The organism is Streptomyces sp. BL1 (assembly GCF_057628045.1).
In genome coordinates this window covers 6,021,763-6,039,727 of sequence record NZ_JBXYWZ010000002.1, presented here as the reverse complement: position 1 = coordinate 6,039,727, position 17,965 = coordinate 6,021,763, and the positions used below count along the sequence as shown (strand labels likewise).

Below are 17,965 nucleotides of genomic sequence, written 5' to 3'. Positions count from 1 at the left end.
GTCGGCGTATCTGACACACCGTTACCTCAGAAGGCGCAAAGGATGAAGAGCCGGGCAGACACCGGACACACTCCCGCAGTTGTACGGGACGCGTCCGGACGTACGAGGCGATCCGCCCGATTCGCCCGGTCCGTGGGCCGCGCTTCCCGGGCTGTCAGTGCCGCCCCGTATTCTCTGGGACCATGCTCGAAGACCAGACGGCAGCCGCTCCGCAGCTCCCCGCGCAGCCGCCCGCGCACCGCACGGCCGGCACCGGTGTGCCGGCCCCGGACGGGGACCGCGGCGACTGGCCGGACGGCTATCCGACGGGCTATGCGGTGGTGGACGTCGAGACCACGGGGCTCGCGCGCGACGACCGCATAGTGTCCGCCGCCGTCTACCGCCTGGACGCCCGCGGCGAGGTCGAGGACCACTGGTATTCGACGGTCAATCCGCAGCGCGATCCGGGCCCCGTCTGGATCCACGGGCTGACGTCCGAAGAGCTCGCGCACGCCCCGCTGTTCGCGGACATCGCCGACGAGTTCGCCGAGCATCTCTCGGACCGCGTGCTGGTCGCACACAACGCCCTCTTCGACTGGTCGATGATCGCGAGGGAGTACGCCCGCGCGGAGCGCACCGCGCCCGTCCGGCAGCGGCTGTGCACCATCGCGCTCGCGAAGGAGCTCTCGCTCCCGCTGCCCAACCACAAGCTCGAATCCCTCGCCGCGCACTACGGCGTGCAGCAACAGCGCGCGCACCACGCCCTGGACGACGCCCGGGTGCTGGCCGAGGCCTTCCGCCCCAGCCTGCACATCGCCGCCCGCCGCCGCGCCCGGCTTCCCCTGCTGGCCTGCACCCCGCTCACCGAGTGGTCGGACAGCGTGCTGGGCGGCGGCCGTTCGGGCCAGGACCGCGGCTCCGGGGGGTACGGCCAGAGCTCCCGTCCGTACGCCAACAGCTGGCGCCCGTCGCGCAAGCGCCCCAAGTGCCCCTTTCCGAACCCGGGACGGCTCGAGCCGGACGGCCGGCTGGTGCAGGGCATGCGCGTCGCCATCTCCGGCGACACGTCGGTGGACCGCGAGCTGCTGGAGGACCGCGCGATCGACGCCGGCCTGCACATCGCCACCAGCGTCTCCCGTCTCACCAGCGTGCTGGTGACCAACGACCCCGACGCGGCCACGTCAAAGCTCACCAAGGCCCGCCAGTTCGGCACCCCGGTCATCGACGAGGCCGCGTTCAGCCAGCTCCTGCAGGACGTGGCTCCCGCGCCCGGAGCGTGACCCCGAGCCCGGTCCGCGAAAGCCGCCCGGTACCGTCAATAGGCGTGTACCGCTTCCTGTTGTCCCGGCAATGGGTGATTCTCACCCTTATCGCCCTCGTGCTGATCCCCGTGATGGTCAAGCTGGGCTTCTGGCAGCTGCACCGGCACGAGGCGAAGGTCACCCACAATCAGCTGATCTCCTCCAGCCTCGCGTCCCCCGCCGAGCCCGTCACGAAGCTGACCGGCGTGGGCCGTGAGCCCGCGGACGACGACCAGTTCCGCACGGTCAGCGCCACCGGCAGGTACGACACGGCACACGAGTCGGTCGTCCGGCAGCGCACCGCCGCCGACGAGCAGACCATCGGCTACTACGTGCTCACCCCGCTCGTCCGGAAGGACGGCACGGCGGTCCTGGTGAACCGCGGCTGGATCGAGGCGAACGGCGACCTCACGCGCTTCCCGAAGACCCCCGCCCCGCCCAAGGGCGAGGTCACGGTCACCGGCCGGATGATGGCCGACGAGACGAGCGCGAAGAGCGGCATCAAGGACAAGGGCGATCTGCCGCCCCGTCAGGTCATGCTGATCAACAGCAAGCAGCAGTCGAAGACCCTGCACAGGCCGGTCATCGGCGGCTACGTCCAGCTGACGAAGACCTCGCCCGAGCCGCAAGGCAAGCAGCCGGAGAAGGTCCCCGAGCCCGAGCACGACAGCATCGGCCCGCACATGGCCTACGCGGTCCAGTGGTGGCTGTTCGCCGCCGCCGTCCCGGTCGGCTGGGTGGTGCTGGTACGCCGCGAGCGCGCGGACCTCCTCGAAGCGCGGCGCTCCGGCACCGCCGAAGGCACCCCGGACGGCACCCCGCCCGCCGACAGCGACGCCGCACCCTCCGACGCCGACCCCGCCCCCGTACCGGAACCCGTCACGGCGGAGACCGAGCAGGAGACCGGGCCGGAACCGGAGCCGGAACCCGCCGCCCCGCAGCCCCGGCCCGCGCAGCCGCCCCGGGAGGAACGGATCGGCATGGCGGATCTCGCGTCGCTCACGAGGCCGGGCGGCTCTCCCAAGCGCCCCCGCGACAAGGCAGACTGAGAGCCATGGATCTTGGACTGAAGGACCGCGTCTACATCGTCACCGGCGGCACCCGCGGGCTCGGCTACGCCACCGCGGAGCAGCTCGTCGCCGAGGGCGCCAAGGTGATCGTCTCCGGCCGGAACGACGAGTCCGTCGCCGGTGCCGCGAGCCGCCTCGGCGAGGACTCCGCCGCCGGCGTGACCGCCGACAACGCCGACCCCGACGCCGCGCCCCGGCTGATCGAGGCGGCCCGCTCCCGCTTCGGCCGCCTCGACGGCATCCTCATCAGCGTGGGCGGCCCGCCCGCCGGCGTCCCCGCCGACCAGCTCACCGACGAGCAGTGGCAGAGCTCCTTCGAGTCGGTCTTCCTCGGCGCCGTACGCCTGGCCCGCACCGCCTCCGCCGAGCTCGGCGACGGCGGCGTGATCGGCTTCGTGCTGTCCATGTCCGTGTTCGAGCCGATCCCCGGCCTCACCATCTCCAACGGCCTCCGCCCCGGCCTCGCCGGCTACGCGAAGACCCTCGCCGACGAGCTCGGCCCGCGCGGCATCCGCGTCGTCGGCCTCGCCCCGGGCAGGGTCGCCACCGAACGGCTGGAGTACCTCGACTCCCTCAGCGGCGACGCCGACGCGGCCCGTGCCCGCAACGCCGGGACGATCCCGCTGCGCCGCTACGGCACCCCCGAGGAGTTCGGCCGCACCGCCGCGTTCCTGCTCTCCCCCGGTGCCTCGTACCTGACCGGCGTGATCGTCCCCGTCGACGGCGGCTCCCGGCACGGCTTCTGAGCCGCACCCCTGGCGCGCACCCCGGCACACACGGAGGCGCCGCGGGCCGTTCCCGGTCCCGCGGCGCCTCCGCTGTCGTCCAGCCCGGCCGACAGCCCGTCAGTTCACGCGCTCCGCGCGGTGCCTGACGCAGCGCAGCCGCACTTCGGCGGGCAGCCTGTCCAGCCCGGCCGAGACCCGCGCGTGCTCCAGCGCCTCGTTCCGCAGCCCCGCCACCGCGGCCCCGGGCTCCGCGTGCGCCTCCAGCAGCAGCCCCACCCGGGCCCGCGGCTGCGTCCGCTTCCGCCCGCACAGCGCGACCCGCGCCCGGTCCACGCCCTTCATCGACTCGGCCTCGGCGGCCACCGCGTTCTCCAGCGCCCGGCTGCGCAGCACAGCGCCCGCGCCGTCGCCGGAGTCCACCAGCACCTCACTGAGCCTGCGCCGCCGGAGCTGCGCCAGCAGCCACCACAGCAGCAGCACCAGCACCACGCCCAGCACCACGAAGACGGCCGGCCACCACCAGCCCTCGGCACGCCAGTTGGTCCTCTGGCCGTCGGTCAGCAGCACCTCGCCGGGCGTCGCCCACGGCCACCAGCCGGGCATGTCCACGCCCTGACGGCGCGCCAGGTCCAGCCCGCCCACCAGCGCGGCGAGCCCCAGCGCCAGCAGCACCAGTCCGGCCAGGCCGAGCAGCACCCGGTTCACGGTCCGCAGCATTGTGACCTCCTCAGCCCTTCCTGGCCGGACGACGCACCCGCACCTTGAGGCCCAGCCGCCGGGCCAGACCCAGCTCCCGTACGCCGTCCTCCAGCGCCGTGTCCAAGTCGCCGCGCACCTCGTCCAGATCCCGGAAGTGCGCCTGCGCCCGGGCCTTCACCTTGCGCCGCCCCACGTCGATCCGTACGGACTGCACGCCGGACACCTCCATCGCGCGGTCCCGCAGCACCAGGGCCGCGGCGCTGCGCTCCAGACCGGCCCGTACGTCCGGGCTTCCCCTGCGCATCGGCAGCACGCTGCGCTGACCCGGCGTCACCGCCAGCAGAATCAGCCACAATCCCAGCACTGCGGCCACCGCCGCTCCGGCGATGACCGCAGTGCTGTCCAGCCGTGTCGTCGCCAACTCCTGGGCCAGCGTGCTCCGCCAGCCCATAGCCCGGCGTCCGCTCCGCACGGCCGCCAGGTCGTAGACCAGCACCCCGGTCCCCGCCAGCAGCACCAGCGCGACGATCGCCGCGGGCACGCGCCGGGCCGACCAGAAGCGGCCCGCGTGGCCTCCGCCGCCGGAGCTGTCGTACGCGGCGGCGGACTCGGACTGCTCCCAGCCCTCCCCCTCGCCTCCGGCCTCGTGCTGCGGCTCCTTCTCCAGCGTGGGCATCCGCCGCGTGCTCTCGTCGTCGCTCACCGGACCCTCCCGACACCCTCACCGTCGAGGTACGCGGAGTGCAGCCGCTCGACCGACACGGCCACGTCCCGCACTTCCATGCCGACCAACTCGCTTACCCGCAAAGCGACTTGGCGACGCACATCGGCGCACTGCGTCCCGATGTCCGACGGATAGCCCAGGTCGACGGTCACCCGCACCCGCGCCCTGTCGTCCTGGACCGAGACCGTCGCGCGCGGCTTGAAGCTCCGCCCGGCGGGCAGCGCCCGGGCGCCCGGGCCGGCGCGGAGCGCCTCCCGGGCAGCCTGCGAGGCGACCTTCGCGACCACCCTGTCGGCGATCCGCGTCTGGCCCCGTTCGACGGGGCCCACCCGCTCCTCCTCCGGCGTCGCCCTGGTCGCTGTGGCCACGGTCGCCGACGACGTGCTCTCCGCTCCAGCCACCGGATCAGCCCCGCCGGCGGTCGTCGTCGCGCCTGCGGAAGAACTCCCCGGCCTCCAGGTCCCCGTCGAGGAACCTGCCCGCCACAAAGCCGACGGCGCCCAGCGCCGCCACCAGCACAAAGGCTCCGAATCCGCCGAAGTATCCGGCGAAGCCCAGCGCCATACCGGCGATCAAACCGATTCCGGCCATGGTCATCCTGCGCTCCTTCGCTGCAGTGGCACCGCTACTTCAAGCGGGGCTTCTCGGACTCTTCCTCGTCTTCTTCGTCATCCTCGTCGGGCAGCTTTACGTCGCCGACCGCGATATTGACCTCGACGACCTCGAGCCCGGTCATCTGCTCGACGGCACCGATGACATTGACCCGTACGGTCCGCGCCACCTTGGCGATGTCGACCCCGTACTCGACGACGACCTCCAGGTCGAGCGCCGTCTGCACCTCGCCGACCTCGGCCTTCACGCCGCGCGTGACGGACTTCCCGCCACCCGGCACCCGGTCGCGCACCGCGCCGAAGGTGCGGGACAGACCGCCGCCTCCCATCGCGTGCACACCGACCACATCGCGGGCCGCCATGCCGGCGATCTTCTCCACCACACCGTCGGCGATGCTGGTGCGCCCGCGGTCCGCGGGGTCCGGCAGGGACGAGCGGCCGCCGCCCTGCGCCCGGCCCTGCGCGTCCTTGCCGGGGTTCTCCTTGCCCGCCGCGGACGAGCCGGACGGTTCGTGACGGTCACCGGTCGCGGTGTCGGACATGGCCTTCACACCCTTTCCGAGGGGAACAGAGCGGCCTGCCGCTCCGCAGCCCACGTTAAGCGCGCCCGACGGCCCCCGCCCCGGATACGGGCGGCCGAACGAGTGAGCACCCGGCCGCCCGTCGCCGGCATCAGTCCTCGACACCCGCCAGGGCCCGCAGCCGCCGCCCCTGAGCGCCCCGCTCAGCGGCACGCTGCTCCTCGTACGAACGCGAACCCGCGCCCACCAGCAGGGCCTTGGTCTCGATGACGGCGTCGCGCGGCGCCGTGAGCAGTGCGGCGGACAAGTCGGCGACGGCGTCGTCGAGTTCGCCCGCGGACACCACGAGATTGGCCAGCCCGGTCCGGGAGGCCTCGTCCGCGTGCACGTAGCGCCCGGTCGCGCAGATCTCCAGCGCCCGCGCGTAGCCGACGAGATGGACCAGCGGGTGAGTGCCCGTCAGATCGGGCACCAGCCCCAGACTGGTCTCCCGCATCGCGAACTGGACATCGTCCGCACACACCCGCAGATCACAGGCGAGCGCCAGCTGGAAGCCCGCACCGATGGCGTGCCCCTGCACGGCGGCGATGCTGATCACGTCGTTCCGCCGCCACCAGGTGAACGCCTCCTGGTACGCGGCGATGGTCGCGTCCATCTCCGCCTCGGGGCCGCGCGCCATGTCCAGGAAGGACGGCTCGCCGTCGAACCCCTCGGGGGTGAACGCCTGCCGGTCCAGGCCCGCGGAGAAGGACCTGCCCTCTCCGCACAGCACGACGACCCGCACCGTGCCGGGAAGTTCGCGCCCCGCCTTCGCAAGGGCCCGCCACATCGCGGGCGACTGGGCGTTGCGCTTCTCCTGGTTGGCGAGGGTGACCGTGGCCACCTCACCGTCCACGGTCAGCCGTACGCCGTCCTGGTCCAGCAGGGCATGCGAGGTCATGACAGTCCTCCGGTGGTTACTCCGCGGCTAAGTTAACCGAAGAGTAACCACCGGAGACAGACGGTCGGAAGCCCCGCCCCAGGTCAGGACGAGGCTGACTTCTTGCCCCGTGTCGCTCCGCCGCGACCACGCAGGGTCACGCCGGACTCGCTGAGCATCCGGTGAACGAATCCGTAGGAACGGCCCGTCTCTTCGGCCAGCGCCCGGATGCTCGCACCGGAGTCGTACTTCTTCTTGAGGTCTGCCGCGAGCTTCTCGCGCGCGGCGCCGGTAACCCGGCTGCCCTTCTTCAGAGTCTCGGCCACCCGTGCCTCCTCGTGGGAAGTGCGCTCTGTAGCTCTCATGATCACCCCTCCCCCCACTTCTGGCCACCCATTCGGCAAGGTCCGTCCAACTGCCCTGGATGGGCGCGCGGCCCTCTATTCCGGCGGAATACTGCATTCCGGCGGGGAGCCGCAGCGGCTCATTCCGGCCGGCCGGAGGAAGCGGCTGGTCAGCCCGCTGAATGAGGAACGGGACGGCGAGGGGACGGCGCATAACGCAACCCCGCGCGCCCGGCGTACGGCCACGCCGGGGTACGAGCCGTCCTCACTCAGATGAAGGATCAACAGTAGGCCGAATGATCCAGAAGAAGGTGATCATGCGGTCCGGGGCCCGTCGTGCACGGGTCCGCCGGGGCCCGGCGGACCGGTGACGGGACGTCAGGCGAGCGCCACCAGGTCCGCGTACTCGTCGCTCCAGAGGTCCTCGACGCCGTCCGGCAGCATGATGATGCGCTCCGGCTGGAGGGCGTTGACCGCGCCCTCGTCGTGGGTGACGAGGACGACGGCGCCGGTGAAGGTGTGCAGCGCGCCGAGGATCTCCTCGCGGCTGGCGGGGTCGAGGTTGTTGGTGGGCTCGTCGAGCAGCAGCACATTCGCCGAGGACACCACCAGGGTGGCAAGGGCGAGCCGGGTCTTCTCGCCGCCCGAGAGCACCCCGGCGGGCTTGTCGACGTCGTCACCGGAGAAGAGGAACGAACCCAGGGTCTTGCGGATCTCCACCAGGTCCATGTCGGGCGCGGCGGAGCGCATGTTCTCCAGGATCGTGCGGTCCGGGTCCAGGGTCTCGTGCTCCTGCGCGTAATAGCCGAGCTTGAGGCCGTGACCGGGGATGACCTTGCCGGTGTCCGGCTCCTCGACGCCGCCGAGCAGCCGCAGCAGCGTCGTCTTGCCGGCGCCGTTGAGGCCCAGGATGACGACGCGGGAGCCCTTGTCGACGGCGAGGTCGACACCGGAGAAGATCTCCAGCGAGCCGTACGACTTGGACAGGTCCTCCGCCATCAGCGGGGTCTTGCCGCACGGGGCGGGCTCCGGGAAGCGGAGCTTGGCCACCTTGTCGGACTGCCGCTCCGCATCCAGGCCGGACATCAGCTTCTCGGCGCGGCGGGCCATGTTCTTCGCGGCGACGGCCTTGGTGGCCTTGGCCCCCATCTTGGCGGCCTGCGCGGAGAGCGCCGTGGCCTTCTTCTCGGCGTTGGTGCGCTCGCGTTTGCGGCGCTTCTCGTCGTCCTGGCGCTGGATGATGTACTGCTTCCAGCCCATGTTGTAGATGTCGATGGCCGAGCGGTTGGCGTCCAGGTAGAAGACCTTGTTCACCACGGTCTCGATCAGGGCCTCGTCGTGGGAGATCACGATCAGGCCGCCGCGGTAGTTCTTCAGGAAGTCCCGCAGCCAGACGACGGAGTCGGCGTCGAGGTGGTTGGTCGGCTCGTCGAGCAGCAGCGTGTCGGCGCCCGAGAAGAGGATCCGGGCCAGCTCCACACGGCGCCGCTGGCCACCGGAGAGGGTGTGCAGCGGCTGGCCCAGCACCCGGTCCGGGAGGCTGAGACTGGCGGCGATGGTGGCGGCCTCGGACTCGGCCGCGTACCCGCCCTTGGTCAGGAACTCGGTCTCCAGGCGCTCGTACTGCTTCATGGCCTTCTCGCGGGTGGCGCCCTGGCCGTTCGCGATGCGGTCCTCGTTCTCCCGCATCTTGCGGATGACGGTGTCGAGGCCGCGCGCGGAGAGGATGCGGTCCCGGGCGAGCACGTCGAGGTCGCCGGTGCGCGGGTCCTGCGGGAGGTAGCCGACGTCGCCGCCGCGGCTGATGGTGCCGCCGGTGGGCACGGCCTCACCGGCCAGGCACTTGGTGAGGGTGGTCTTCCCCGCGCCGTTGCGGCCGACGAGGCCGATGCGGTCGCCCTGGGCGATGCGGAAGGAAGCGGATTCGATCAGGAGGCGGGCGCCGGCGCGCAGTTCGAGAGCGTGGGCGGTGATCACGGGCGGGGTCTCCAGGCATGGGTGGGCGGGCGTACGGACGACTGAGGGGCGCGCGTACGCCTGCTAATGCACGAGGAGATGAGCCATGACCCCCAGTCTAACGGCGGACCGCAACTGGATTTCCGACGGTTGTCAGTGGCCGCTGCCACACTGCGGAGCACAGGCGTGAACCAGGCGTGATCCGTACGGGATGAAAGCTGGTGAGGGGCATGGCGGAGAAGAAGGCCGGGACTCCGGCGATCTGTCCGACGCTGCTGTACGAGGACGCGAAAGCGGCCATCGCGCAGCTGAAGGAGGCCTTCGGCTTCACCGAGGGCGGGGTGTACGAGGACGAGGGCGTCGTGCTGCACGCCGAGCTCTGGTTCGGCGACGGCGCGGTGATGCTCGGCAGCAAGTCCTTCGACGACTCGTTCAACAAGGAGATGGCGGGCGCGGGTCCCGCCGCGTGCTACGTGCGGGTCGACGACGTCGACGCGCACTGCGCGCGGGCGCGGCAGGCCGGCGCGGAGATCCTGGAGGAGCCCGCCGACCAGGACTACGGCGCGCGCAGCTACAGGGCGCGGGACCGGGAGGGGAACATCTGGAGCTTCGGGGACTACGCGCCCGGCAGCTGAGCCGCCGGACGGCACCTGCGCGGCGGAGCGCCGGGCGGGGCCGCAGCCCGGCCGGCGCTCCCGGGCGGGGTGCGCTAGGCGCCGCCCCTGTGGACCTGGAAGGCGGCGCGGCGGACGGCCTTCGCGAAGGCCGGGTCCGGGTGCGCGGCCGCGAGAGCGACCAGCACCTGGACCGTACGGGGATGCCCCGTGGCCCGGACCTCGTCGAGCAGCGCGGGCACCGAGGCCTGCAGTGCTGTCTCCAAGTGGTCGACCAGCAGGCGCTGTTCACCGTGGTCGGCCACGGCGGCCGCGGTGTCCACCCACAGCCAGGTGGCCTCCTCGCGGGAGAGCACGCCGGGCGCTCCGCCCGCCAGATCCTCGGGGTCGGCGCCCTCCAGCTCGGCGAGCCAGAGGAGGGCGTAGGGCCGGAGGGCCGGTTCGGCGGCGGCCTCCCGTACCGCGCTCTCCGCGGGAGCGCCCACGGCGCGCAGTGCCTCGAAGGCGAGCCCGCGGATCAGGGCGTCCTCGCCGCGGGCGGTTTCCAGGAGCTCGACGACGGCGGGGCCCGTGGGGCGGGCGGCCAGCCAGGCGCGGTACTCGTCGCGGGCCGGGCCCGGGGTGAGGCGGGCGCAGCCGCGCAGCATGTCCTCGGCGGAGCGCTCGATGTTCCCCGCGGGGCTCTGGGCCGCGACGCAGATCTGCTCCAGCTTCGTCCACACCGCCCAGTTGCCGAGCGGGGTCAGCACGGCCGAGCCCTGCCGTACGGCGTCCTCGTCGTAGGCGGACTGCTCGTCGGCGTCCGGCTGCCGGGAGGCCGGTTCGTGCGGTTCCGGTTCGTGGAGGTCCGGTTCCTGGGGGTCCGGTTCGTCCGGGCAGCGGGTCAGGGCGCCGACGACGGCGAGACCGTCGAGGGCCCAGTCCAGCAGGCCCGGCAGCGCGCCGACGGCCGCGGCGTCGTGCTCGGGGTCGCGTTCGGCGCGCAGCTCGGCGATCCGGCGGGCCAGCAGATCGTGCAGCTCGGGGAAGCGCACGGGCCCGGCGGTCAGATGCATGACGGACAGGAACTGCGGTACGGCCTCGACGACTTCGGCCACCAGCGACGGGTCGGCGGGCGCCGGCGCGGGGAACGCGAGCGACCAGGCGTCGAACAGGGCGACCCAGCCGCGGAGCACGGCGCTGTCGTCGCGGTCCCACGCGCGCAGGCGCCAGCCGGGGCGGGTCTCGCCGTCGTGCAGCTCGATCAGGCCGGCGAGTCTGGCCCTGTCCCACTGGGTGCGGATCTGCGGGACCGTCATCCGCAGTGCTGCGGCGGCCTGTTGGGCCTCGGCCCCGGACTCCGGGACGGCATCGTGCCGGTCCGCCCAGCGGGCCAGCCGGACGGCGTCGGCGAGTGCCGCGCGCGCCTGGCGGGCGAGCTGGTCGCGTGGCGGCACGCCCTCGGGCGGCCGCGGCGCGGGGCGGGCGCGGCGCGCCGTCACGGTGCGGCGGGCGGCGGCGACCGGGCGCCTCGGAACGAGTCGGAGGCGGGTGTCTCGCGGAGTACGGGACGACGTCACAGGGAGCAGTCTTCATGGTGTGCCGGGAGACGCCAAACTGGGGGGCCTGTTACGGGAACTGACCACCTGTCGGGGCGGGCCCGCGGCCTCTGTGGGCTTCGCCCCCTGGCCCCCTTTTCCGGGGCTTCGCCCCGGGCCCCGTTTCGTGCGGGGTGCGCTCCGCTGGGGGGTGCGGTCCTGTGTGCCCGCCCGTTCCGCCCTCTGGGCGGACCAGCCGCCCACACCTGGGGGGTTACATCAGGGGGGTCAGGTAGCGGCGGAGGGTTTCTTCGTAGGTTTGGGGGGAGGCGTTCCACATGGCCGCGTGGGGGGCCTGGTCGACGCGGTGGAGGGTGACGAGGTCCGGGCGGGCCGCGGCGTACTCCTGGGATCCGGACCATGGCGCGATCGTGTCGTCCGGGCCGTGGATCAGCAGGGTGGGCACGGTCAGCCGGGAGGGGTCGGCGACCTCGGCGAGCCGTTCGGCGTGCAGCCCGGTGCGGCCCTCCGCGGCGCGCAGCGCGAGGGGCAGCAGCACGCGCGGGGTGCGGCGCGCGGCGATGAGCCCCCGGAGCGCCCGCTGCCAGTCGAGTACGGGCGAGTCCAGGACGAGTCCGCTGATGCGGTCCCGCAGCGCCGAGTTGGCGGCCGCGTGCAGCGCCATGGACGCGCCGGTGGACCAGCCGTGCAGGACGATCCGTTCCGCGCCGTGCCGTACCGCGTACCGGATCGCGGCGTCGAGATCGCGCCATTCGACGTCGCCGAAGTGGCCCACGCCGTCCGGCGGGGCCGGTGCTCCGGGGTCGCCGCGGTAGGCGAGGTCGAGGACGGGGAGGCGCAGCCGGGCGAGGCAGGGCAGCACGTTCATGGGGTGTTCGCGGGTGGCGCCGAGGCCGTGCACCGTGATGACCCAGGTGCCGCGCTCGCCGGGCACGAACCAGGCGGGCAGCGCGCCGAGTTCACCGGGCACCTCGACGTCGGCGCAGCGCAGGCCGAGGGCGTCGCGCGGGTTGCCGGTGTGGATCTGCGGGGTGAGCCGCACCTTGTCGCCCGGGGTCAGCTCGCCGTGGTCGACGCGCTCCAGCCGGCGTACGACGGTGTCCGCCGTGGCGTCCGCCGCCGTGTCCGCTTCCAGTACCGGGCCGGTCACCGCGTGGCTGCCGCGGCCGGCCAGTCCGTAGGTGCCGGGCAGGCGTGCGGCGAGGGAGCGGGTGAGGGCGATCCTGCCGGTCTTCCCGGTGCCCGCCGGGGGTTCGGCGGAGTGCACGATGAGCGCGGGCCGCCCCTCGAAACCCGCAGGGAGCGGGCCGCGTTCGGGGTGGGGCCGGGCGGGACCGAGGGCGGCGCCGGCGGCGTACCGGCCGGCGGCCAGGGCGGCCGCACCGGCACCGAGCACGGAGGCGGCGGCAAGAGCCGCCGTGGTAGGCGTACGCATCTCCGCCAGTGTCGGCGCACTGCGCGGTGACGGCCAGTGGGCGGTGCCGGGCGGGTGACGGGGCGTCAGTCGTCGGCGGGCGCTGCCTGCTGGCCGTAGCCGCGCAGTCTGTCCGCGACGCGGTCCAGTTCGTCGGGCGGGATCAGCGAGGGGCTGTAACCGGGAACGGAGGAGGCGGTGAGCCACACGCGGCACATCCACTCCAGCTGTGCGGTGCGGTCGTACGCCTGGTCGAGAGTCGCGCCGTAGGCCATGGTGCCGTGGTTCTGGAGCAGGCAGGCGTTGCGGTCGTCGAGGGCGGCGAGCATGTGGTCTGCCAGTTCGTCGCTGCCGTACGTGGCGTACGGGGCGACGCGTACGGGGCCGCCGAGTGCCGCTGCCATGTAGTGCACGGGCGGCAGTTCGCCGACGAGGGTGGAGACGGCGGTGGCGTGCACGGCGTGGGTGTGCACGACGGCGCGCGCGTCGGTGTTCTTGTATACGGCGAGGTGCATCGGCAGTTCGCTGGTGGGCTTCGGCCCGTCGGTGGCGGGACGGCCGCCCTCCAGGTCGACGGCGCACAGATCGTCCGGGCCGAGCTTGTCATAAGGGACCCCCGTGGGGGTCACGAGTACGGTGTCGCCGACACGTACCGAGACGTTGCCCGAGGTGCCCACGACGAGTCCGTCCTCGACAGTCCGGCGTGCGGTGTCCACGAGCTGCTGCCAGGCGTCACGCCAGCCGTCGTGCAGGTGCATATGCCTTACCTCCGGCTCGGCACTGTAGCGAACGGCCTGGTGGCGGCGGGAGGCGGGCGGTACGGGGCGGACGGCCAACGCCCCGCATGTGCCCGGGAGTTCGGAACGACTCCGAAGATCCGGACATTAGTGATCCATTGCACACAACAGACGTCTGTCAGCGACATCGGGGCGCCTGCCGCAGTTCATCTTCCGTTCACTCGCCGTACCTACGTTCAGCGAGTCATTAACCTTCGAACTGATTGTGCCTGGGTGAATGGAACACATCACGCTTCTCATCGGGATCGTGATCGTCACGGCCTTGGTGTTCGACTTTACGAACGGCTTCCACGACACGGCCAATGCCATGGCCACGACCATCTCCACCGGGGCACTGAAGCCCAAGGTGGCGGTGACGATGTCGGCGGCGCTCAACCTCGTCGGCGCGTTTCTGTCCGTCGAGGTCGCCAAGACCATCTCTGACGGGATCATCAACGAAGGTTCCGGGATCAAACCTGAAGTGATCTTCGCCGCGCTGGTCGGCGCGATCATCTGGAACCTGCTCACCTGGCTGGCAGGGCTCCCCTCCAGCTCCTCGCACGCCCTCATGGGCGGCCTCATCGGAGCCACCGTCGCGTCCGTCGGTCTCAACGCCGTGAACGGCGAGACCGTGGTCATGAAGGTGCTCATCCCGGCACTCGCCGCCCCGCTCGTCGCGGGCATCGCCTCGCTCGTCGCGACCCGGCTCACCTACCGCGTCGCGAGGAACACCGACGAGAAGGACTCCGCCAAGGGCTACCGCGCCGGACAGATCACGTCCGCCGCGCTGGTCTCCCTGGCGCACGGCACCAACGACGCGCAGAAGACCATGGGCGTGATCACCCTCGCGCTCGTCGCCGGCGGCGCGCTGGCACCCGGTTCGGACCCGCCCATGTGGGTCATCGCGTCCGCGGGCATCGCCATCGCGCTGGGCACCTACCTCGGCGGCTGGCGGATCATCCGCACCATGGGCAAGGGCCTCACCGACATCAAGCCCCCGCAGGGCTTCGCCGCACAGACCGGCGCCGCGGCCACCATCCTGGCCTCCTCGCACATCGGCTTCTCGCTCTCCACCACCCACGTCTGCTCCGGTGCCGTCATGGGCTCCGGGGTCGGCCGCAAGGGCGGCGTGGTGCGCTGGTCGACGGCGGGCCGGATGGTCGCCGGATGGGCACTGACCCTGCCGGCGGCCGGACTGGTCGCCGCGGGCTCCGCGCTGCTGGCGTCCCAGGGCAACTGGGGTGTCACCACGGTCGCGGTGCTGGCGCTGGTGATCTGCGGCGGCATCTGGCTGCTGTCGCGCCGTGAGCCGGTCGACCACACCAACGTCAACGACACCCGCATCGCCGAGCCCGCGGCCGACGCGCCGCAGGGCGTCGTCACGGCCGCCGTACGGGCCGTCAGCCCGCCGCCCGCCGCGGGCGCCGCGGCGACGGACAGCGCGGCCGCAGCGGAGAAGCAGCCCGCCGCCGGCGTCTCCTCCTGACGCCGCGGCTTCGGAAAGCCGGAAAGCCGGAAGAGAGAATCGCTATGGAAATCGACTGGGCCGCACTCGGCCAGGTCTTCGGCGTCACGCTGGTGGCGACGGTCGGTCTGGTGGGCGTCTTCACGCTCGGCATCGTCGGTACGTCGTCCCGGAGCACCGCCGACGGCGGGTCGACGAGCGCCTCGGCGCCCGCCAGGGCCGGCGCCGTCGTGTGCTTCGCCCTGTGCGCGGCAGCCGTCGCGTTCGGGATCTGGATCATCGCCGCATAGCACGGCGCGCCGCGGTCGTCCGCGGCACCCCGTGGAACTCGCCGAAGGGGCACCGGTCTTGGCCGGTGCCCCTTCCGGTGTGTCTGCTCACACTCTTCCGTCGCAGGTCAACACGAAGTTGACGCCGTTTCCTCACCATGGTGGACTTCACGTTGCCCAGCGGCGGCAGGAGAGGAAGCCGGTGAGAATCCGGCGCGGTCCCGCCACTGTCACCGGGGAGCGCTCCCCATCCGAAGGTCACGGCCCGCCAGCGACACGGGCTGGAAGGCAGGGGAACGGTGCAACGGCACCGGCACGAGCGCCGATCCGGGAGCCAGGAGACTCTCACCGCCGGACACGTCGAACCAGGGCGCGGACCCTGAGTGAGGACACCGCCATGTCTGGCACCCGGTCAACTCCCTGTCCGACGACGGCCGTACGAGGCGCGACGGCGCGCTGACGACATGCCGCGTGCGAAGCACAGCTCCTATGTCACCGGTGCGGCCCTGGGCTACGCGCTCGACCTGCTCGCGGGCGATCCGCGCCGTGCGCACCCCGTCGCCGCCTTCGGGCGGGCCGCGGGCGCGCTGGAGCGCGCGCTGTGGCGCGACGGGCGTACGGCGGGCGCCGCGTACACCGCGCTGTGCGTGGGCGGCACCGTAGCCGCCGCGGCCGGAGCCGTCGGCGCGCTGCGCCGCGCTCCCCGCTCCCGTACGGCACTGACCGCCGCTGCCACCTGGGCCGTTGTCGGCGGGACCTCGCTGTGCCGCGAGGCGCAGGCGATCGGCACCGCCCTGGAGGCGGGCGATGTCGAGGGCGCACGGCGGCGGTTGCCGCATCTGTGCGGACGCGACCCGCAGGCGCTGGACGCGGACGGCATCGCGCGCGCTGTGGTCGAATCCGTCGCGGAGAACACGTCCGACGCGGTCGTCGGGGCGCTCGTGTGGGGCGCGCTGGCGGGCGTACCGGGGCTGGCCGGGTTCCGCGCCGTGAACACGCTGGACGCGATGGTCGGCCACCGCTCGCCCCGCCACCTGCGGTTCGGCTGGGCGGCCGCACGGCTCGACGACGTCGCGGGCTGGCCCGGCGCCCGGCTGACCGCGCTGCTGGCCGTACTGGGCGGGCCCGACCCGCACGGCGCGTGGCGCGCGTGGCAGGCGGACGCGGGAGAGCATCCCAGCCCCAACGCGGGCCCTGTGGAAGCCGCGTTCGCGGGTGCACTGGGTGTCCGTCTGGGGGGCACGCTCTCGTACGGCGGGCGGACGGAGCACCGGCCCGTGCTGAACACCGAGGGACGCGACGTGCGTTCCGGCGACATCGAGCGGGCCGTACGGCTGTCGCGGCGCGTCGGCGCCCTGACGCTGGCCGTCACCGCAGCGGGACGGCTGGCGCTGCTCCGCGGGAAGGGGAGGGTGTGAGCGGTACCCGTACACGTACCGGAGGCGGTCTGCTGATCGCGGGGACGACCTCGGACGCGGGCAAGAGCGTGGTCACGGCGGGCATCTGCCGCTGGCTGGCGCGCAAGGGCATCAAGGTCGCCCCCTTCAAGGCGCAGAACATGTCGCTCAATTCGTTCGTCACGCGCGACGGTGCGGAGATCGGGCGGGCGCAGGCCATGCAGGCCGCGGCCGCGCGGACCGAGCCGAGCGCGCTGATGAACCCGGTGCTGCTGAAGCCGGGCGGCGACAGGACGAGCCAGGTCGTACTGCTGGGCAAGCCGGTGGGTGAACTAAGTGCCCGTGGCTACCACGCCGGGCGGCAGGGGCAGCTCCTGGAGACCGTCACCGGCTGTCTGGAAGAGCTGCGCAGCACCCACGACGCGGTGATCTGCGAGGGCGCCGGCAGCCCGGCGGAGATCAATCTGCGGCGCAGCGACATCGTCAACATGGGCCTCGCGCGGGCCGCCGGGCTGCCCGTCGTGGTGGTCGGCGACATCGACAGGGGCGGCGTGTTCGCGTCGTTCTTCGGTACGACCGCGCTGCTGTCGGGCGAGGACCAGTCGCTGCTGGCCGGCTATATGGTCAACAAGTTCCGCGGCGACGTGTCGCTGCTGGAGCCCGGCCTGGAGCAGCTGCGCGGGCTGACGGGCCGGCAGACGCTCGGCGTACTGCCGCACCGGAACGGGCTGGGCATCGACGAGGAGGACGGACTGCGCGTGTCGATGCGCGGCACGGTCCGCGAGTCGGCGATCGACCCGCCGCACGGCAGCGACGTCCTGCGGGTCGCCGTGCTGCCGGTGCCGCTGATGTCGAACTTCACGGATGTCGACGCGCTGGCCGCCGAGCCGGGTGTCGTCGTCCGCTTCACCGACCGGCCCGAGGAACTCACCGACGCCGACCTGGTGGTGGTGCCCGGCACCCGCGGCACCGTGAAGGCCCTGCGCTGGCTGCGGGAGCGCGGCCTGGCGCAGGCGCTGGCGCGGCGCGCCGCCGAGGGCCGCCCGGTGCTGGGCATCTGCGGCGGCTACCAGCTGCTGGGCGAACGCATCGAGGACGACGTCGAGTCGCGCGCCGGGACGGTGGAGGGGCTCGGACTGCTGCCCGTACGGGTGCGGTTCGCGCCGGAGAAGACCCTCGCGCGGCCCGCCGGCACGGCGCTGGGGCAGCCGGTCGAGGGGTACGAGATCCACCACGGTGTCGCCGAAGTGCTCGGCGGCGACGACGCGTTCATCTCGGACGCGCACGGGCGCGCGCTGGACGGCTGCCGTGTGGGCTCCGTACGGGGCACACACTGGCACGGGTCGCTGGAGTGCGACAGCTTCCGGCGGGCGCTGCTGCGGCGGGTGGCCGACGAGGCGGGCCGCCCCGGTTTCGTACCGGCGCCGGAGACGAGCTTCGCCACCCTGCGCGAGGAACAGCTCGACCGGCTGGGCGACCTGATCGAGGAACACGCCGACACCGACGCGCTGCTGCGGCTGATCGAGCAAGGAGCGCCCGCGGGGCTGCCGTTCGTCCCGCCGGGCGCGCCGGCACCCGCTCAGGACGGAGCGAGGTCATGAACGACACCGCCATGCAACACGGTTACCGGACGTTGTCCG

General features: G+C 72.8%; 19 protein-coding genes and 1 riboswitch. Of the genes, 8 read left to right on the top strand and 11 right to left on the bottom strand.

The window, feature by feature from the left end:
- Window positions 1-182 precede the first annotated feature (182 nt).
- The 3 genes from AC3AGO_RS26520 to AC3AGO_RS26510 are packed head-to-tail and all read left to right on the top strand — an operon-like array spanning window position 183 to window position 3,096.
- Window positions 183-1,259, top strand: a complete 1,077-nt coding sequence (locus AC3AGO_RS26520) for a DEDDh family exonuclease (RefSeq protein ID WP_487822747.1) — start codon at window positions 183-185, stop codon at window positions 1,257-1,259.
- Window positions 1,260-1,303: 44 nt separating this feature from the next.
- Window positions 1,304-2,329 (top strand): SURF1 family cytochrome oxidase biogenesis protein, encoded by a 1,026-nt coding sequence (locus AC3AGO_RS26515; protein ID WP_487822746.1) that lies wholly within the window; start codon window positions 1,304-1,306, stop codon window positions 2,327-2,329.
- 5 nt (window positions 2,330-2,334) lie between these two features.
- Window positions 2,335-3,096, top strand: a complete 762-nt coding sequence (locus AC3AGO_RS26510) for an SDR family oxidoreductase (protein WP_487822745.1) — start codon at window positions 2,335-2,337, stop codon at window positions 3,094-3,096.
- 99 nt (window positions 3,097-3,195) lie between these two features.
- Here AC3AGO_RS26510 and amaP read toward each other — a convergent pair whose 3' ends face one another.
- From amaP to AC3AGO_RS26470, 8 genes are all read right to left on the bottom strand, one after another.
- Window positions 3,196-3,795: an alkaline shock response membrane anchor protein AmaP gene (amaP, locus tag AC3AGO_RS26505; protein WP_487822744.1), complete on the bottom strand. Its 600-nt coding sequence runs from the start codon at window positions 3,793-3,795 to the stop codon at window positions 3,196-3,198.
- 10 nt (window positions 3,796-3,805) lie between these two features.
- Window positions 3,806-4,453: a DUF6286 domain-containing protein gene (locus AC3AGO_RS26500; RefSeq protein ID WP_487824828.1), complete on the bottom strand. Its 648-nt coding sequence runs from the start codon at window positions 4,451-4,453 to the stop codon at window positions 3,806-3,808.
- A gap of 23 nt (window positions 4,454-4,476) precedes the next feature.
- Window positions 4,477-4,869: an Asp23/Gls24 family envelope stress response protein gene (locus AC3AGO_RS26495; RefSeq protein ID WP_487824827.1), complete on the bottom strand. Its 393-nt coding sequence runs from the start codon at window positions 4,867-4,869 to the stop codon at window positions 4,477-4,479.
- Between the two features lie 37 nt (window positions 4,870-4,906).
- Entirely contained in the window at window positions 4,907-5,098 is a 192-nt protein-coding gene (locus tag AC3AGO_RS26490; protein ID WP_487822743.1) for a hypothetical protein, read from the bottom strand.
- Between the two features lie 28 nt (window positions 5,099-5,126).
- Window positions 5,127-5,654, bottom strand: a complete 528-nt coding sequence (locus tag AC3AGO_RS26485) for an Asp23/Gls24 family envelope stress response protein (protein ID WP_487822742.1) — start codon at window positions 5,652-5,654, stop codon at window positions 5,127-5,129.
- Between the two features lie 130 nt (window positions 5,655-5,784).
- Window positions 5,785-6,573, bottom strand: a complete 789-nt coding sequence (locus tag AC3AGO_RS26480) for an enoyl-CoA hydratase/isomerase family protein (RefSeq protein ID WP_487822741.1) — start codon at window positions 6,571-6,573, stop codon at window positions 5,785-5,787.
- A gap of 83 nt (window positions 6,574-6,656) precedes the next feature.
- Window positions 6,657-6,878 carry a helix-turn-helix domain-containing protein gene (locus tag AC3AGO_RS26475; protein ID WP_016907245.1) on the bottom strand — a complete coding sequence of 74 codons (222 nt, stop codon included), beginning with the start codon at window positions 6,876-6,878 and terminating at the stop codon, window positions 6,657-6,659.
- 396 nt (window positions 6,879-7,274) lie between these two features.
- Window positions 7,275-8,873, bottom strand: a complete 1,599-nt coding sequence (locus tag AC3AGO_RS26470) for an ABC-F family ATP-binding cassette domain-containing protein (RefSeq protein ID WP_487822740.1) — start codon at window positions 8,871-8,873, stop codon at window positions 7,275-7,277.
- 209 nt (window positions 8,874-9,082) lie between these two features.
- On the opposite strand from AC3AGO_RS26470, the gene AC3AGO_RS26465 reads away from it, so the two are divergent.
- A complete protein-coding gene (locus tag AC3AGO_RS26465; RefSeq protein WP_487822739.1) occupies window positions 9,083-9,487 on the top strand; it encodes a VOC family protein in 405 nt (134 codons plus the stop codon).
- 74 nt (window positions 9,488-9,561) lie between these two features.
- Here the strand turns inward: AC3AGO_RS26465 and AC3AGO_RS26460 are convergent, their stop codons facing one another.
- The 3 genes from AC3AGO_RS26460 to AC3AGO_RS26450 form a co-directional block, all read right to left on the bottom strand.
- Window positions 9,562-10,947: a hypothetical protein gene (locus AC3AGO_RS26460; protein ID WP_487822738.1), complete on the bottom strand. Its 1,386-nt coding sequence runs from the start codon at window positions 10,945-10,947 to the stop codon at window positions 9,562-9,564.
- Window positions 10,948-11,257: 310 nt separating this feature from the next.
- Window positions 11,258-12,439 (bottom strand): alpha/beta hydrolase family protein, encoded by a 1,182-nt coding sequence (locus tag AC3AGO_RS26455; RefSeq protein WP_487822737.1) that lies wholly within the window; start codon window positions 12,437-12,439, stop codon window positions 11,258-11,260.
- A gap of 65 nt (window positions 12,440-12,504) precedes the next feature.
- On the bottom strand, window positions 12,505-13,176 hold the full coding sequence (locus tag AC3AGO_RS26450; RefSeq protein WP_487822736.1) for a class II aldolase/adducin family protein: 672 nt from the start codon (window positions 13,174-13,176) through the stop codon (window positions 12,505-12,507).
- A gap of 256 nt (window positions 13,177-13,432) precedes the next feature.
- Between AC3AGO_RS26450 and AC3AGO_RS26445 the strand changes: the two genes are divergently transcribed.
- From AC3AGO_RS26445 to AC3AGO_RS26430, 4 genes are all read left to right on the top strand, one after another.
- Complete coding sequence (locus AC3AGO_RS26445) at window positions 13,433-14,680, top strand: anion permease (protein ID WP_487822735.1); 1,248 nt, start codon at window positions 13,433-13,435, stop codon at window positions 14,678-14,680.
- A 44-nt stretch (window positions 14,681-14,724) separates the two neighbouring features.
- Window positions 14,725-14,949: a hypothetical protein gene (locus AC3AGO_RS26440; protein WP_487822734.1), complete on the top strand. Its 225-nt coding sequence runs from the start codon at window positions 14,725-14,727 to the stop codon at window positions 14,947-14,949.
- Window positions 14,950-15,121: 172 nt separating this feature from the next.
- A riboswitch (cobalamin riboswitch) is annotated at window positions 15,122-15,272 on the top strand.
- A gap of 120 nt (window positions 15,273-15,392) precedes the next feature.
- The gene (locus AC3AGO_RS26435) at window positions 15,393-16,346 is read left to right on the top strand and encodes a cobalamin biosynthesis protein (protein WP_487822733.1); all 954 of its coding nucleotides are present in this window, start codon (window positions 15,393-15,395) and stop codon (window positions 16,344-16,346) included.
- Entirely contained in the window at window positions 16,343-17,926 is a 1,584-nt protein-coding gene (locus tag AC3AGO_RS26430) for a cobyric acid synthase (protein WP_487822732.1), read from the top strand. Before AC3AGO_RS26435 ends, AC3AGO_RS26430 begins: the two co-directional genes overlap by 4 nt.
- The last annotated feature ends 39 nt before the right edge of the window (window positions 17,927-17,965 follow it).

What these genes read in the sequence shown, in the direction of transcription:
- AC3AGO_RS26465 (WP_487822739.1), top strand. Translation starts at nt 9,083, where the DNA reads ATGGCGGAGAAGAAGGCCGGGACTCCGGCGATCTGTCCGACGCTGCTG.
- AC3AGO_RS26450 (WP_487822736.1), bottom strand. Translation starts at nt 13,176, where the DNA reads ATGCACCTGCACGACGGCTGGCGTGACGCCTGGCAGCAGCTCGTGGAC.
- amaP (WP_487822744.1), bottom strand. Translation starts at nt 3,795, where the DNA reads ATGCTGCGGACCGTGAACCGGGTGCTGCTCGGCCTGGCCGGACTGGTG.
- AC3AGO_RS26440 (WP_487822734.1), top strand. Translation starts at nt 14,725, where the DNA reads ATGGAAATCGACTGGGCCGCACTCGGCCAGGTCTTCGGCGTCACGCTG.
- AC3AGO_RS26455 (WP_487822737.1), bottom strand. Translation starts at nt 12,439, where the DNA reads ATGCGTACGCCTACCACGGCGGCTCTTGCCGCCGCCTCCGTGCTCGGT.
- AC3AGO_RS26490 (WP_487822743.1), bottom strand. Translation starts at nt 5,098, where the DNA reads ATGACCATGGCCGGAATCGGTTTGATCGCCGGTATGGCGCTGGGCTTC.
- AC3AGO_RS26510 (WP_487822745.1), top strand. Translation starts at nt 2,335, where the DNA reads ATGGATCTTGGACTGAAGGACCGCGTCTACATCGTCACCGGCGGCACC.
- AC3AGO_RS26520 (WP_487822747.1), top strand. Translation starts at nt 183, where the DNA reads ATGCTCGAAGACCAGACGGCAGCCGCTCCGCAGCTCCCCGCGCAGCCG.
- AC3AGO_RS26485 (WP_487822742.1), bottom strand. Translation starts at nt 5,654, where the DNA reads ATGTCCGACACCGCGACCGGTGACCGTCACGAACCGTCCGGCTCGTCC.
- AC3AGO_RS26500 (WP_487824828.1), bottom strand. Translation starts at nt 4,453, where the DNA reads ATGCCCACGCTGGAGAAGGAGCCGCAGCACGAGGCCGGAGGCGAGGGG.
- AC3AGO_RS26445 (WP_487822735.1), top strand. Translation starts at nt 13,433, where the DNA reads ATGGAACACATCACGCTTCTCATCGGGATCGTGATCGTCACGGCCTTG.
- AC3AGO_RS26435 (WP_487822733.1), top strand. Translation starts at nt 15,393, where the DNA reads ATGCCGCGTGCGAAGCACAGCTCCTATGTCACCGGTGCGGCCCTGGGC.
- AC3AGO_RS26480 (WP_487822741.1), bottom strand. Translation starts at nt 6,573, where the DNA reads ATGACCTCGCATGCCCTGCTGGACCAGGACGGCGTACGGCTGACCGTG.